Origin of the sequence: Evansella vedderi (assembly GCF_030813435.1) — a bacterium.
GTDB classification, from domain to species: domain Bacteria; phylum Bacillota; class Bacilli; order Bacillales; family Salisediminibacteriaceae; genus Evansella; species Evansella vedderi.
Map to the genome: position 1 here is coordinate 49,362 of NZ_JAUSUG010000002.1, position 14,941 is coordinate 64,302.

At 36.2% G+C, this 14,941-nt stretch carries 11 protein-coding genes; 2 read left to right on the forward strand and 9 right to left on the reverse strand.

Annotation, left to right across the window (positions count from 1 at the left end):
- Window positions 1-371 precede the first annotated feature (371 nt).
- From J2S74_RS02710 to J2S74_RS02750, 9 genes are all read right to left on the reverse strand, one after another.
- The gene (locus tag J2S74_RS02710; RefSeq protein WP_307321525.1) at window positions 372-1,988 is read right to left on the reverse strand and encodes a response regulator transcription factor; all 1,617 of its coding nucleotides are present in this window, start codon (window positions 1,986-1,988) and stop codon (window positions 372-374) included.
- 168 nt (window positions 1,989-2,156) lie between these two features.
- Window positions 2,157-3,188 carry a glycoside hydrolase family 88/105 protein gene (locus J2S74_RS02715; protein ID WP_307321528.1) on the reverse strand — a complete coding sequence of 344 codons (1,032 nt, stop codon included), beginning with the start codon at window positions 3,186-3,188 and terminating at the stop codon, window positions 2,157-2,159.
- A 16-nt stretch (window positions 3,189-3,204) separates the two neighbouring features.
- A complete protein-coding gene (locus J2S74_RS02720) occupies window positions 3,205-4,926 on the reverse strand; it encodes a sensor histidine kinase (protein WP_307321531.1) in 1,722 nt (573 codons plus the stop codon).
- A gap of 30 nt (window positions 4,927-4,956) precedes the next feature.
- Window positions 4,957-5,604: a YesL family protein gene (locus tag J2S74_RS02725; RefSeq protein ID WP_307321534.1), complete on the reverse strand. Its 648-nt coding sequence runs from the start codon at window positions 5,602-5,604 to the stop codon at window positions 4,957-4,959.
- A 482-nt stretch (window positions 5,605-6,086) separates the two neighbouring features.
- Entirely contained in the window at window positions 6,087-6,935 is an 849-nt protein-coding gene (locus J2S74_RS02730) for a carbohydrate ABC transporter permease (RefSeq protein ID WP_307321537.1), read from the reverse strand.
- Window positions 6,936-6,938: 3 nt separating this feature from the next.
- On the reverse strand, window positions 6,939-7,817 hold the full coding sequence (locus J2S74_RS02735) for a carbohydrate ABC transporter permease (protein WP_370875948.1): 879 nt from the start codon (window positions 7,815-7,817) through the stop codon (window positions 6,939-6,941).
- A gap of 142 nt (window positions 7,818-7,959) precedes the next feature.
- Window positions 7,960-9,309: an ABC transporter substrate-binding protein gene (locus tag J2S74_RS02740; RefSeq protein ID WP_307321541.1), complete on the reverse strand. Its 1,350-nt coding sequence runs from the start codon at window positions 9,307-9,309 to the stop codon at window positions 7,960-7,962.
- A 336-nt stretch (window positions 9,310-9,645) separates the two neighbouring features.
- Window positions 9,646-10,473, reverse strand: coding sequence for a sugar phosphate isomerase/epimerase family protein (locus J2S74_RS02745; protein WP_307321543.1), 828 nt, complete (start codon window positions 10,471-10,473; stop codon window positions 9,646-9,648).
- 106 nt (window positions 10,474-10,579) lie between these two features.
- The gene (locus J2S74_RS02750; protein ID WP_307321546.1) at window positions 10,580-12,586 is read right to left on the reverse strand and encodes a beta-galactosidase; all 2,007 of its coding nucleotides are present in this window, start codon (window positions 12,584-12,586) and stop codon (window positions 10,580-10,582) included.
- 325 nt (window positions 12,587-12,911) lie between these two features.
- Between J2S74_RS02750 and J2S74_RS02755 the strand changes: the two genes are divergently transcribed.
- Together J2S74_RS02755 and J2S74_RS02760 are read left to right on the forward strand one after the other, a co-directional pair.
- A complete protein-coding gene (locus tag J2S74_RS02755; RefSeq protein ID WP_307321549.1) occupies window positions 12,912-13,757 on the forward strand; it encodes an AraC family transcriptional regulator in 846 nt (281 codons plus the stop codon).
- 134 nt (window positions 13,758-13,891) lie between these two features.
- Window positions 13,892-14,926 carry a LacI family DNA-binding transcriptional regulator gene (locus J2S74_RS02760; protein WP_307321551.1) on the forward strand — a complete coding sequence of 345 codons (1,035 nt, stop codon included), beginning with the start codon at window positions 13,892-13,894 and terminating at the stop codon, window positions 14,924-14,926.
- Window positions 14,927-14,941 lie beyond the last annotated feature (15 nt).

Sequence of the window (14,941 nt, forward strand, 5' to 3'; positions counted from 1 at the left end):
CTAGACAAAACAAGGAAAGCGGTTACAAAAATAGGTGTACAATAAGCAGAACGTATTTATAAATGAAGTTTTTATGTTTATTTACAGTTCATTATAGATAGTCAAACACATTTTTTTAATACTAAAAATGTTAAATATCCTTCTAAAAATAACAAATCTTAAGAAAAATCCAAAAACAAACTTGATAAAATATCAGTTTTTTCCTATTATAGAAATAAATTAACAAAGAATATCCAATATATATCAGCATAAATCACATAAAGTTTCAGAAAAAATAAAAGAAGCTGGTTTCTCCATTTGGAAGTAACCAACTTCTACTTTCATAGTAATATCGATAACGCTTACAATATATTAAAAAATCAAGTACAAAATTATTTATTCGTAGTATTTAAGCTTTTATTAATTAAATTTGTCGGGGGATAACCAGTATATTTTTTGAATGTTGTTGTAAAATATGCAGGATTACCAAACCCTACTTTTTCTGCCACTTCATAAATCAGATGATTACCTTCTTGTATCATCTTTTTAGCTTTTTCTACCCGAACTCTTGTAATATAATTTTTAAAAGATTCTCCTGTAACGTCTTTAAAAATACGCCCTAAATAGTTTCTTGAAATATATAGTTTATTAGCAATATCTTGAAGGGTAACATTCTCACCTAAATTTTCCTGTACATAATCAATTAACTGCTCTACTAGTTGACGGTGTTTTAAATTTTCATCCCATTGCTGGTGATGGCAGAACTCTTTAATATGCCCTTTCAAGAATTCAGCAAGTTCTTCCCAAGAATAGATGGTTAACAGTTCTTTGTATAAATCAAAATTCTCTGGAACCATGTCTTGAATTCGAATTCCAATGTCGTATAACGAATAGGTCATGACTGTCCATATCTCAATACCTACCTTAACTCCAATAGCATTATTGTATTCATGACCGCTCACAATAGAAAATAGTTTATCAATCTCATCACATGCCGTTTGATTGTCCGCATAGCGAATCGCCTCAGATAACTTTCGACTCGTTTCAATGGATTCCGATGATAATGTTTTCGTGTTGTCCAATCCGAAAATACTACAATTTACATTATTATCATCATTTACATTGGATTGAATAGCCTCTTTCATGGAATCGGCCATTTCTGTCCAATTCTCTTTTATTTTCCCAATATTCACTATTGCCTTTACCCCTAAATACGTTTGTATGCTTGATTGTATGGAGTTACATAATTCCTGCAATTTATTATATGTTTTTTCATCATCTAATTCATCAAAATGAATACACAGAGTACCTAGATAGCTATGCAATTCCACGTAGTTAAAATCTTCGAAATATTTCTTTGTCATTTCTTTTATCACATTACTTGTGGAAAATCTAAATAAATACCAATCTGATTGATAAAGGGCTGAACTTTCTATCGAATGATCATATAAAATCGACAAGACTACGTGTTTCTTACCTTCCCATTTCTCAATAATTGATTTGGATGCATTTGGTAACCTCGAAAGACTAGGAGTACCCATTAATAGGGATTTGATCCATTCCTTTATAATAAATGGTTCATAGAGCTTAACTTTATCAATAAGCTCTGCATATTTTAGTTTCTCATTAGTTTCATCTTCTAGTTTTTTCACTACATTAGTTAATGTTGTTTTTATCGTATCAAGGGATGCTGGTTTGGATAAATAATCGTCAATTTGCAACCGCATGGCACGCCTGGCATATTCAAAATCTTCGTAACCACTTAGTATAATTACTTTCCCATCAAAACCATTATTTTTTAGCTTTTCTATCATTTCTAAGCCATTCATTACTGGCATATAAATATCCGTTATAACAATATCTGGATTTTGCTCTTGAACTAATTGTAAGCCTTCTTCTCCATTTAACGCTTCTCCGACCCATTCACAGTTTAAATCATCCCAGGGAATAGCATTTTTCATACCTCGTAAAACCTTATCCTCATCATCTATAATGACAACCTGCCACAAAACTATTCACCTCTCCCTATTAAAGCGCATACAAATTCAAAAATTCTGTATTTAATGTGATGTAGTTTTTATTCTACCATAAGTCTTGTATATATATAATAAGAAAAAAAGCCCATACTATTTTTAAAAACATAGTATGAGCATGGGAAAATTATATTTAGGCTTCTATTATTTCTTGGAAGTTAACACATGGGAGAAAAATGCTAATGCAAGCCCTTGCCCCCAACCTTCAATTCTTTTCTTTGATGTATTTATATAACCATCCACCGTATTCATTACTGCTGTTCCAGTGGAAACATCTAGCACTGTCCCTCTTTCGTCCACCTTTTTTAGTAGACCATCTAAAGCCATTTGCACTGCCTTATGCGACCTAGGAGTATTCGCTCCATTTAAAACGAGTGCTGCCGCAATACCTGCTGATCCCGAAGTTTCTTCGTATGTGCTAGGATCTGTTAAAACGGTATGCCATAATCCATTTTCTGATTGAAGACGAATGAGTGCACTTAACTGATCACGCAAAGACCCGTGAATTTCCATAAAGGACGGCTCTTGAACGTCAATCTTACGCAGAACTGCTGCCATCGTATACGCTGCCCAAGCATTTCCACGTGCCCAAAAGATGCCTGACATATTATTTCCCGCCAAATTATCCCAACCGTGATAATATAGATTCGTTACTTTATCTTGTAAATATTTCTCATGTCCATGGAATTGTCTTAACCCATCATTTGTATATTCATCATTATCTAATTCGTCTCCCATACGAATGAGAAAGTATCCAGCCATAAACAAGGTATCGATCCAAGCCTGCTCAGGGAAAACAGATACTCCCCCACCTACGGTATGCTGCAATACTCCTTCAGCAAATCTAGGCGCATCATTAATCAAGTAATCTGCTTTTTCCTTGGCTAACTCTAAATATTTCTCTTCTCCTGTATCCTGATAGAGGGTTAATAACGTATGCCCCATGGATACGATATTAACAGACATAGGTGGTAAACCATACTCTATGTACTCGTCAATCCATTCTTTTAGTAAAGTTAAATATCTTTCGTTCTTTGTAGCACGGTAAGCAGCTCCCACACCATAAAAGGCAACTCCAGCCGGCCAATCCCACGTATGATCCATTTCAAATGTTCTATTTACGATTTTATCTATTACTTCTACGATTTGCTCCTCATTATATTCTAATGGCTTCATGTAAAACTCTCCTTTGTTAATCTGTATATTTTTCGATATTTTCCCTATCTAGAACTTTAGGAATTCTTAATAATACCGCCGTTCCCCCTTCTTCTCTATTGGTAATGTTAATACTGGCATGATTCCCAAAGTATGCATTAAATCTTTCAATTACATTTGTAATACCATAGCCCCCAGTATCCTGCGAACTATTTTTCGTTAATGATTGAAACCCAACACCATTATCATTAATCTCGATTAGTAGATGTTCTTTTTCATCCCTTACCTTTAATTGTACCTTTCCTTTTCTTCTCCCCCGGAAACCATGAATAATAGAGTTTTCAACAAAGGGTTGAAAGGTGAGCTTTGGTATATAAAAGATTAGCAAATGCTCTGGTACATCAATCTCGTATTCAAAGAACTCACCCTTTTCAATTTTTTGTAATTGTAAATAATAATGTAGATACTTGATTTCATCACCTAAAGTGATAATACTCTCTCCTTTTGACAGGCCGATACGAAGCATCTTCCCTAAAAGCTCAAGCATATGACTCATATCTTGATACCCGTGTTCAATGGCACTCCAGTTTAATTGATCTAGCGTATTATATAAAAAATGCGGATTTATATTAGCTTGCAGGGCTTTTATTTCAGCTTCCCTTTTCCGTTTACTTTGTTCCATTAAGGAATTATGCAGAGACTCACTTCTTGTGATCAAATCTCTATACCCCTTAAATAGCTGTCCAAATTCATTTTTATAATCAGAAGGTAATGTATCTTTTTTGTCATTTAAACGATAATTTTTCATTGCGTGAACAAGCTGTAATATCGGGTCAGTAAATCGCTTTGTTAATAAGTAATTAACAATTAAAGCAAACATGAAAGCTATTAATCCTATTATGATAAGGGTTACAGCCATCAATCTACTACCTTCTATAATATCTTCATACGGTGTAATCTCCATGACTACCCAGTCGTTCGTTGGAAGGGTAGAAGCAACGATTAAATCTCCTTCGTCTTCTACATAATTATTCGTCTCATTATTTCTTACTAATTCTAAAATATCCTGATAATAATCATCACCAATTTCTTGAGAACCAGTACTTGATAGAATGATTCCCTCACTATCTAAAAGTACTAAATCGGCAGATGTACTATATTGAAATAACCACCCTTGTAAAATGACAGGGTCTAAATTTAGTATAAGGATTGCTTGAAGATTCCCTCTTGTGGTATTAATAATTCTTCCATAACTAATTACTGTTTGTTCACCTGCAATGGTATCTACCTTTCTCTCCCCAATCCATTCATATAAAACACTGTCTAAGTTTGGAAACCATTCTTTTTCTCTTACCATCGAAAGTATATTGTAACGAACGGGATAATTGATATTATCTAATGGTGGGTACCAGGTGTATACCTCTATAGAGTGTAGTGCAGGAACGCTATAAACGATGTTTGAAAAATCATTTGTTAAGGATTGTTGTTGTGAATGTTCTACATTTCCCCTTATCACTTCTCTGAAATTTTGTTGTCTTGCTAGGACGATGGAATAATCTTCAATAGATTTTAATCTACTATTTAAGTCAGCACTTAATAACTGCAAACTTCTCTGCTGGTACTCTGTTGTTGTCTTTACCATTTCATTTGCCGAAATATGATAAGTAACGAGTGTAATGACAAGAAAAACAACTGTCATAAAAATAGAAAAAGCTCCAAAAAAGATATGTTTTATTTTATATTTCTTAAAAACATTCATTTTAGAGCCTCCATTGTTAAAGTATTTCGGTTAAGAACTAAAAGATGTCCTTTCCGTAGCATTTGTATTGTCCGGAAGAGAGTCAAATATCTTAAGGGATATTTGCATGATTAAAAAAGCGGGGATGCTGACGGAATAAAACAGTAATAGTCCTGGAAAAATATTAATTAAAAATACACCCAAGCTAAGAAGAATGATAATATACAGTCCATAATGTAAATTTGCTAATCCTATCATTAACGAGTAACGAATATAGTTTTGAAACGTTGTGTTGTAATGGGAATACACCGGGAAAATAAAGATAGCAACGATAGTAAATAATATTAAAGTCATGAAAAATATCGTTCCTAAAAATATCTTCATTCCTTGTTCGAGATGGAGAAGCGTATTTATACTATAGAAAATAGAACTAGCACCTATGATTAGTAGTAAACCAAATATATTTGCCTGTATGAAACTTTTTTTATAAAAAGAAAGGAATTCTTTAAATGCTGAAAACTCTTTGTCGGTTGTTAATTTCTTTCTAATTACAGCAAATAATGCTGCTGTGGCTGGTCCCCAACCAAAAATACCGAGTCCAACAATGGTAAACAAAAACCATAGTATATTATAAAATGCTAGATTCATTAACCATGAAGTACCGTTATAAATAAAACCTGAAAAGCTGTTAGCATTCATTGTTGTCAACTCCAATGAAATTTTCTAAAAATTCATTACTTTATTATATCATAAAAATAGTTCAAGCTATCTCACACATTTTTCCCATATAACTATGAAAATACGAATCTAGTGCCATTCGCTACGGTCTGCTCCTGCGATTACTCGTCGCAAAATGCTTTCACTCCCTTTCCGCGGACGACCTGTCAAGCCCCCACGGGATTTGCCCTGTGTGGTCTTGGCTTGCTCGTTCTTCCGCAGGAGTGTCGTGGACCTTCGCTCATTCCAATGAAGACTAAAATTTTCATTTTCCATGGTGGGATTTATCATTTCCATGGAGGTCTACCCTTAAAATACAAATTCCGTGTTGTCGTTTGCACTCTCGAAGGAGTGGATGGCGGTGACTCCAGCGGGAAAAGCAATAGGCGAAGACAACGCACAAATTTAAATTAGCAAGGTGACTGCCTAAGATTGGATAGGCAGTCCATTCGTCGCTTTTGATATTATTTTAAACCGGTTGTTGCGATTCCTTGTACTAAGTACTTTTGGAAGAAGGCAAATAGGATAAATTGCGGTACTAGTGACAACGATGACATAGCAAGTAATGGTCCCCAATTAGTTCCACCATCTGCATCCATAAAGTTTCTTAATCCAATGGTTACTGTATGGAGATTGGCACTATTTAAATAAATGAGTGGGCCAAGAAAGTCATCCCAAGTCCACATAAAAGAAAACAATGCCACAGTAACTAAAGCAGGCTTTAGTAAAGGTAAAATAATTCTCCAAAATACTCCAATAGTAGAACAGCCATCAACAATCGCTGCTTCATCCAACTCTCTTGGTATCCCACGGATAAACTGTATTAATAGAAAGACGAAGAATGGTGCTCCACCTAAAAAGGCGGGAACAATTAGTGGATAAAACGTGTTCACCCAACCTATGTTATGAAACAAAATGTATTGTGGGATAAGTGTAATTTGAACGGGTAACATAACCGTAGCCATTAAACACGCAAACAATATTTTTTTAAATTTGAAATTGATTCTTGCAAAGCCGTAAGCAACAATACTTGCAGAAAAGACTGTACCAATTACAACTAATGTTGTTACAATTGCGGAGTTTCTAAAGAAAACATCGAAACCTGTTCGACCGAATCCTTGCCAGCCAATGGGATAGTTTTCCCACATGACTACACTTGGAATTAACGAGATTGCATTATTGAAGATTTCTGTTGCAGGCTTAACTGAGCTAGCAAACATCCATAAAATAGGATAAATCATCAGAAACCCAAATGCAGTAACAAAAACATAATAGATTACATCTCTTAGAAGACGTTGATTATTCTTATTCATTTGTTAACGCCCTCCTTCAGATTCATAGTAAACCCAATATTTTGAAGATAGGAAAAACACGAGTGTAATACCGGCAATCAATACGAGAAGGATCCAAGCCATTGCAGAAGCATAGCCCATTCGTAAATATTCGAAGGCTACCTCGTATAAATACAGGGCATAGAATAGAGTCGAGTCCATCGGTCCTCCACCTGTTATTAAATAGGCCTGTGTAAACGTCATGAATGCACCAATCGTTTGCATTACTAAGTTAAAGAAAATAACTGGTGTTAATAGTGGAATTGTAATTTTCATAAATTTAGTGAATGCAGAAGCACCGTCCACTGCTGCAGCTTCATATAATTCTTGTGGTATTTGTCTTAACCCAGCTAAGAAGATGATCATAGGCGAGCCAAATTGCCATACAACAAGGAGGATTAAGACGGATAAAGCTGTATCAGGGTTTCCAATCCAGTTTACACCTGAAAATCCCAGTGCCTGGACAAACTCATTAACTGCTCCATTTCGTCCAAATAATATTCTCCAAACAACAGCAATGGCTACACTTCCTCCAATAATTGATGGAATGTAATATATAGTTGTAAATACAGAAGTACCCTTTCGTCCGGTGTTAAATAGCATTGCTAAAAACAGGGCAAATAGTAGCTTCAACGGTGTAGAAACGAACACAAAGATTAAGGTTACCGTTAACGCCTGACGAAAACGTCCATCATTTGTTAGGATATTAACATAGTTATCTATACCAGTCCATTGGGCACTTGAAAGCAAGTTATAGTTCGTAAAGGATAAATAAAATGACGCTATCATAGGGCCAATAACTAAAGCTAAAAAACCAATTAACCAAGGGGAAATGATAGCATAACCTGTTAAGTTTTCTTTCATCCTTTTTTTCTTTAAATTTCTATCGTGAATTGCTTGTAAATTTGTTGAGCTATCCACTTCCTCTAGTTTCGCCATAAGAGTATGCCTCCTATTTTTTATAACAGGCCATTTTTAGAAAATGGCCTGTTATGTTTAATTTTATTTAGTTTAATACTGCTGAAGCTTCCTGGATAAATTGCTGCGCTGCTTCTTCTGGTGTAAGTCTATCGTATTTAAGCATTTCAACAACTCGCAGGAAGGAACCTCGAACTTCCGTTTCCCCTGGAGGAGAAAGTGGGTCTGCTTCACGTGAATATTCAGCAACAAGCTCCAGGAATTCAAATGTCTCTAGAACAGGTCCATCAACTAGTGGAGCTAAATGATCACGAACCGCCTGAGAAACTGGAACGCCTCGGTCTGCCATTAAAATTTCATTAGCTTCTAAGCTATTTGTAAAGAAATCAATGAAAAGTGCCGCCGCTTCCTTTTCTTGTGCATGTGAAGAGATGGAGAAGGACATACTCGGGCGAATCCAGTTACCGTGTTCTCCACCCTCTAAAGTAGGAAGTATATTTAATCCTAACTCATAATCCGTTCCTGCAGCATGCCCGATAATTTGGTTACTAGCGGCCATCTGTGCAAATGCCGACCCTTCTTGAAGCATGGAATTTCCACCATCTATATACTCCATTGTAATATCATGAGAAGGTGCTGCTCCGTCTTTTACCATCGTTTGTACCCATGTAAAGAAGTCAACTAATGTTTGCTCTTCAAAGCCTAAGCCGTTACCTTCCGCATTATAAACAGATTGCCCATGTTGTCTAGCATACGTAAAGAACATTTCATATTCTGCATTTGCTAAATCAAAGCCGAAGAACTCTTCGTCACCTTTGGCTTCTTTGATTTCTAGCATCATATCGTAAAGATCTTCATATGTGTATCCTGGCTCAAAAGTGATACCATACTCTTCCGCCATGTCGCGGTTAAACGAAATTCCAAGAGCATTTGCTCCTAATGAAATGGCGATTACTTCATCTCCAAATACATTTATATCTTGATAAACATCGTCAACGTCATCTAAATTAATTAATCCCTCTTCAATGAAAGGAGTTAAATCCACTAGTAAATTATTTGCATAATACTCGTTTAGTCTTGAGTTGTCCATGTTAATTACATCTGGTAGGTTACTTCCCGCTGCTTGCGTACTTAACCTTTCCCAATAGCCATCCCACCCTGTATATTCTGGTTCTACAGTGATGTGAGGATATTCAGCTTCAAATAACTCGATTACTTCGAGCGTTCTATCATGTCGCTCTTGTCCTCCCCACCATGCTACACGGATCGTAACGTCTTCAGGACCAGCATCTGTTCCTGTACCTGTTTCTTCCGTACTGTCGTTCTCGTCATTTTCTGTAGGGCTGGATGTCTCATCTGAGTTGTTCGAACAACCAACTAAAGCAAAAATGAAAACTAGCATTGTTACTAAGAACCATTTACCAAATTTGATATTCACTGTGTTTCCCCCTTCGTATTTTTTGTAAGTGCTTACAACTTTATTTTATAACTAGAATGTAAGCGTTTGTAGATAATAAATGTTAAAACACTTTTGAAAAGTAACACAATTTTAATATTTTGTAAAAATTGTTTTTTTAAAGATTTGTGTTTTTTAGTAATTATGTAGCTTAGAGAAGCTACTGGCGGACGGTTTCCGCTTCTCTATGCTTTCAAAAAGCAACAAAGTTTTTATAAATAGTCTTTATAATAGAAAAAATGCCTTAAGGTATATGTAGCCTTAAGGCATTAGTAATGAAACAGGTATGTGCAAACTATTACTATTTAAAGTTTTTAGTTATCTTAAATTTAACTGCTTGATTTTTTCAATGTAAAACTTTGATTCTTTCATTTCATGTGGTTTTGTTACTTCCATAATGATATTACAATGTGGTTTATATTGATCTAAGAGCTTCATATATAATTGGTAATTCATATCCCCTTCTCCAGGAGGAACTTCATCCAACTTCCCATCCTCCCTGAACACACGATCTTTTGCGTGACAAGCAACAATGCGACTACCTAATAGTTGAAAGGCTTCTTTGATAATATCATCTTGTTGATGGAAATTTTCTGCCGTTAATAAATTCCCTGGATCTAATACCACACCAATATTTGTTGAAGGGACTTCCTCTAGCATTTGGTGTAATTCGACAGCAGTACCAATAAGGTGACCGTTGGCAGGCTCGATTCCAACAAAAACGCCCCATTTTTCCGCTTCTTCCACAAGCTCTTCGATGGTCGCCTTTAATCGAAGCCAATTACTCTCGTCTGCCTCTCCAGAAGGCCGCCCCACCTCCATTGCTACAACAGGTGCCCCTAAAAAACTTGCATACCGAATTAATTCTTTAAAACGCTCAACATTTTCACGGAGTTGAACTTCATTGCGATCGAAGAAATGTAAATAACAAGCTAGGACAGAAATGGAAACACCATGTTTAGCAAATTCCTCTCTTATTTCCTTCGCTAAACCTGGGTTTAATAAACCTGGCTTAGAAAAATCGTAATCTTCTACTGCTTTCCATAAGGCCAATTGCACGTGCTTAAAACCATGGGAACTAACTTTGTATGCCAATTGCTTATAAGGTAACTTTCCAAATAAATGCGCTAACAATCCTACAGACATAAGTATTTCCTCCTTTTAATGGTGCCTGTCACTTGTTAAATAAAAAAGACAGCCTAAAGATAACGAATAACCTTTAGGCTTTAGAATGAATAACATTCTATGAAAATCAATAACGGAGAACAGCCACTCCTACACCTTCTATAGTAATTGTTGATGTTATTGTTTCACCTGTTAATAGATTCGTGTATTGTAATTCATCTGGTAATGTTAAATTAACTTCTGTTGTATTATGGTTCACAATAATCAGATGCTTTGCATCATTTGTGTTTCGTTGTAACACTTCTACGTTAGGTGGAGCTTGAAGAGGTGCTTCGATTGTTTTTTCTTGAAGTAACTCTTCTAATAATTGACCAACATACTTCGATTCAGGTTCTGTACCGACATAAACTGCTTTTCCATCTCCGAAATTGTGCACTGTCGCAGCAGGTTTACCCTTATACCAGCCACCTTTATATGTGGCAATTGCCTTTGCCCCTTCTAACCGAATAATATCTGTCCACATGGAGCATGTAGCCGTTTGTCCATTAAAGATAATCTCGTTATTCCCATTCTCTGCATATGGCACGAACTCTTCAACACTAATCCCAAGGAGTTTTCTAAGGGGAGCAGGATATCCCCCTAAATGAATTCGATCATTTTCATCTACAATTCCACTAAAGAATGATACAAGCAATGTACCACCATCGGAAACAAACTGCTCTAGATTTTCTGCTTCTCCTGGTTTAATCATATATATCATTGGAGCAACAACGATTTCATATTTAGAAAGGTCATCACCCGCTCGGACAAAGTCAACTGCAATATTTCGTTCATATAATTCTTTATAATACGTTTGCACTCGTCGAACATAATCTAAATTGTTATGTGGTTTTCCTTCCAGCTCCACTGCCCACCAGTTTTCCCAATCAAATATGATAGCTATCTTTGCCGGAGTCGTAGCACCAACAAGAGAGTCTAGCTTCTTCAACTCATTACCCAATTGTTTAATTTCTCGATATACTCTACTTTCTTCGTCGTTAGAATGGGGTACCATTCCACCATGGAATTTCTCAGCACCTGCCCATCCTTGTCTCCATTGGAAGAACATAATCCCGTCTCCACCACGTCCGACGGTGGAATAACTCCACAATCTCATAACCCCAGGATCCTTCGTTAAATTGATATCTCTCCAATTCACTTGACTGGAAACTTGCTCCATTAATAAAAATGGTTGTCCTTGTTTTAAGCTTCTCATAATATCATGTTGCATTGCATGGGCAAAGGGAATACCCTCCCGTGGATCGGGATAGGAATCCCACGTAACCACATCTAACTCATCTGCCCATTTAAAATAGTCCAACGGCTTAAATTCATACATGAAGTTAGTGAATACAGGAACTTCTGGAGTAATTTCTCGTAAAATACTTTTTTCAATTTTATACAAATTAAACAGTGCATCATTCATAAAACGCTTGTAGTCTAACATTTGCCCAGGATTATAAAAGGTTGGTAGACTTACTGGAAGCTGTATCTCCTCCCAATTATTATATCGTTGACTCCAAAAGTTTGTCCCCCATCGGGCATTTAATTCGTCGATTGTTTCATAGCGATTTTTTAACCAGTCACGAAAGGCTGCTTCAGAGTGTTCACTAAAGCATTCAGATACGTGACACCCATATTCATTATTAATATGCCAAAGCTTTAATGCAGGATGATCTTTATATCTTTCTGCTAATTTTGTTACTAGCTTTTTAATTGCTTTTTTATAGGAAGGACTATTAGGTGAATAATGCTGGCGTGACCCAAAGTTATACGGATTTTTATTTCTGCCCACGGCAATTGAGTCAGGATATTTTTTCGATAACCACGCAGGAGTGGATGCCGTTGCCGTTGCTAAACATACACCTACACCGTGCTCATGGAGAATATCCATAATTTTATCGAGCCAACCAAAGTCAAAGACATCTTCTTCTCGCTCAATCACAGCCCAACTGAAAATCCCAACAGAAACAAGATTTATTCCAGCCTTCTGCATTAATTTTGCATCTTCTAACCATACATCCTCCGACCATTGCTCAGGGTTATAATCTCCACCATATGCCATATGTGGAACAACTTCAGATATTGATTTCATAATAAGTAGTCTCCTTTTTTAAGGTTTAATAATTCCTTTAGTAAATAGGTAATTTCCGTTAGCTATTCAAAAATATTTAGAAAACATCCTACGAATAAAAGAAATAATCTAATATTCATAGCATTTTTGATATAATTATAATTACATTGTATACGGATACAAAAGACGATTGAATATAACATTATAGAAATTCGTATCAATATATGGAATAAAAGGTTAGGAAAATAATTTTGAGTTCGCTTAAATACGTCATGTAAATGAAATAACAGGGCGAACTGTCACGATAGCCTTCGGTCGCAACAAGCTTTTGTTAAGGAGGAGTACAATGATTAAACATAGAGAGTTCTTCATACCTTTAAATGAATCAAAGCTGCCTGTGTATGCGGAAACGGTTGGGTGTAACAAGGATCAGGAGAAGATTTTTCGCCCTAATGGCTACCCTTTCTATCATTGGATTCAGACCGCAAAGGGGGAAGGGATGATTACTTATGGAGATCATACGGTTAAATTGCCACCGAATACAGGGATATTATTGTTCCCCCACGTGGAACATTCGTATGAAAGCGATCCTGAAGCTAGTATCCCGTGGGAAACCTTTTATTTAACATTCGATGGTAGCATGGTTGCTACTATTCTTCAAAATCTTGAAATAAATGAATCTAGTTTTTATCATTGGGAGCAAGAAACCCCTCTAACTACCTTTATTGATGAGGTAATTAAACGGGGAGATAGGGAGAGCGATATTTTCAGTCTCCAAGCTTCCACGGATGTTTATTCTTTTCTAATCACATTGAATAGATATGGTAAAGCAAGAAGTACTCCAATGACTAGTTCGAATCAACTATCCACCTTATATCCACTAATTGATTGGATGAAAGAGGAGATCGGGAACCCTGATGTTGGACTAGAGGAAATGGCCAGCTTTTTAGGAATTTCAAAACGCTACTTAAATGATCTATTTCGAAAAAACTTACATGTCACTCCCTACATTTATTTTATAAAATTACGCATTCAGAAGGGGAAAAAGCTGCTTCTAGAAAATAACTTAAGAACAATAAAATCAATTGCTGCTCAAGTGGGATTTCGCTCTTCAAGTCACTTCGTTGCTACCTTTCATAAAATGGTCGGAGTCACCCCTGACCAGTATCGAAGAATGAATGGAGGATTATAAGGGAGTGTCCCCTAAAGGTGTGTAGTTTCCTTTCCACATCTAGCGTTCTTATCTTTGCCCTAATCAAGTGTGACAATTGACAATTATCTAAAAATAAAGCATAATGAACGCGTGTACATTATTTTTTATTGGGGGTGAATACCTTAGTTAAAAGATCGGATGTTGCAAAATTAGCTGGTGTATCAGAAGCTACTGTGTCCCGTGTCTTAAACAATGTGGGACCTATTCGGGAAGAAACGAAAAATAAGGTTCTTCAGGCAGCAAAAGCCTTAAATTATCAGCCAAACTCAATTGCACAATGCTTTGCCCGAGGAAAGAGTGGGAATATTGGTGTAATTGTTCCATCTTTCCCAAAGGTGCATATGTTATCCACTTATTATTTTTCTGAAATCTTAAGTGGAATTGGAAGGAGGCTTGGAGAATCAAACTACAGCTTACTCCTAGTTTTCCAGCCACCAGACCAACCAAAAAACTACGTACAATTATTTCAATCCCAAAAGATTGATGGCTGTATTATTCTAGGTGCTAAAAACCATGAGAGTGACAAAGAAGCATTAATTCATCTTCATCATTTAGATCTTCCTTTCATAGTTGTCAATCAAACCTACCTAGATTACCCCTTTCATACTATTGACGCTGAACATTATGAAGGGAGCTACAAAGCAGTATCATACCTAATCAACAAAGGTTTTCGAAACATTGCATTTGTAAACGGCTCCAATGATTTCTCAAATAGTAGTGAACGGTTTGCAGCGTATAAAGATGCTTTGAAGAAAGCAGGAATAGAGCCTATGGAAAACTGGATTTTTCAAGGAAATTACAGCAGATCAAGCGGGATTAAAATTGCCAAGGAGATTGCACCTCTAATCCCGCAGTTAGATGCCATCTTTGCAGCGAATGACCGAATGGCCATCGGACTGATGCAAGGCTTAAGCGAATTAGGTTACAAAGTCGGTAAAGATTTTGCCCTGATTGGCTATGACGATTCAGATATAGCAAGTATGGTAAATCCCCCATTAACCTCTGTGAAGGTTCCTCTCTTTGACATGGGGAAGATAGCTGCTGAAAAAATAATACAAATGCTGAATCATGAAATAACAGAACAAATTCATATAAGGCTGCCAGTAACCCTTAAGGAAAGAGCATCTTGTTGTAAACAAATTACATAAAAGGAGATGATGCAA

What these genes read in the sequence shown, in the direction of transcription:
- J2S74_RS02735 (WP_370875948.1), bottom strand. Translation starts at nt 7,817, where the DNA reads ATGAAAGAAAACTTAACAGGTTATGCTATCATTTCCCCTTGGTTAATT.
- J2S74_RS02745 (WP_307321543.1), bottom strand. Translation starts at nt 10,473, where the DNA reads ATGTCTGTAGGATTGTTAGCGCATTTATTTGGAAAGTTACCTTATAAG.
- J2S74_RS02755 (WP_307321549.1), top strand. Translation starts at nt 12,912, where the DNA reads ATGATTAAACATAGAGAGTTCTTCATACCTTTAAATGAATCAAAGCTG.
- J2S74_RS02715 (WP_307321528.1), bottom strand. Translation starts at nt 3,188, where the DNA reads ATGAAGCCATTAGAATATAATGAGGAGCAAATCGTAGAAGTAATAGAT.
- J2S74_RS02730 (WP_307321537.1), bottom strand. Translation starts at nt 6,935, where the DNA reads ATGAATAAGAATAATCAACGTCTTCTAAGAGATGTAATCTATTATGTT.
- J2S74_RS02720 (WP_307321531.1), bottom strand. Translation starts at nt 4,926, where the DNA reads ATGAATGTTTTTAAGAAATATAAAATAAAACATATCTTTTTTGGAGCT.
- J2S74_RS02725 (WP_307321534.1), bottom strand. Translation starts at nt 5,604, where the DNA reads ATGAATGCTAACAGCTTTTCAGGTTTTATTTATAACGGTACTTCATGG.
- J2S74_RS02750 (WP_307321546.1), bottom strand. Translation starts at nt 12,586, where the DNA reads ATGAAATCAATATCTGAAGTTGTTCCACATATGGCATATGGTGGAGAT.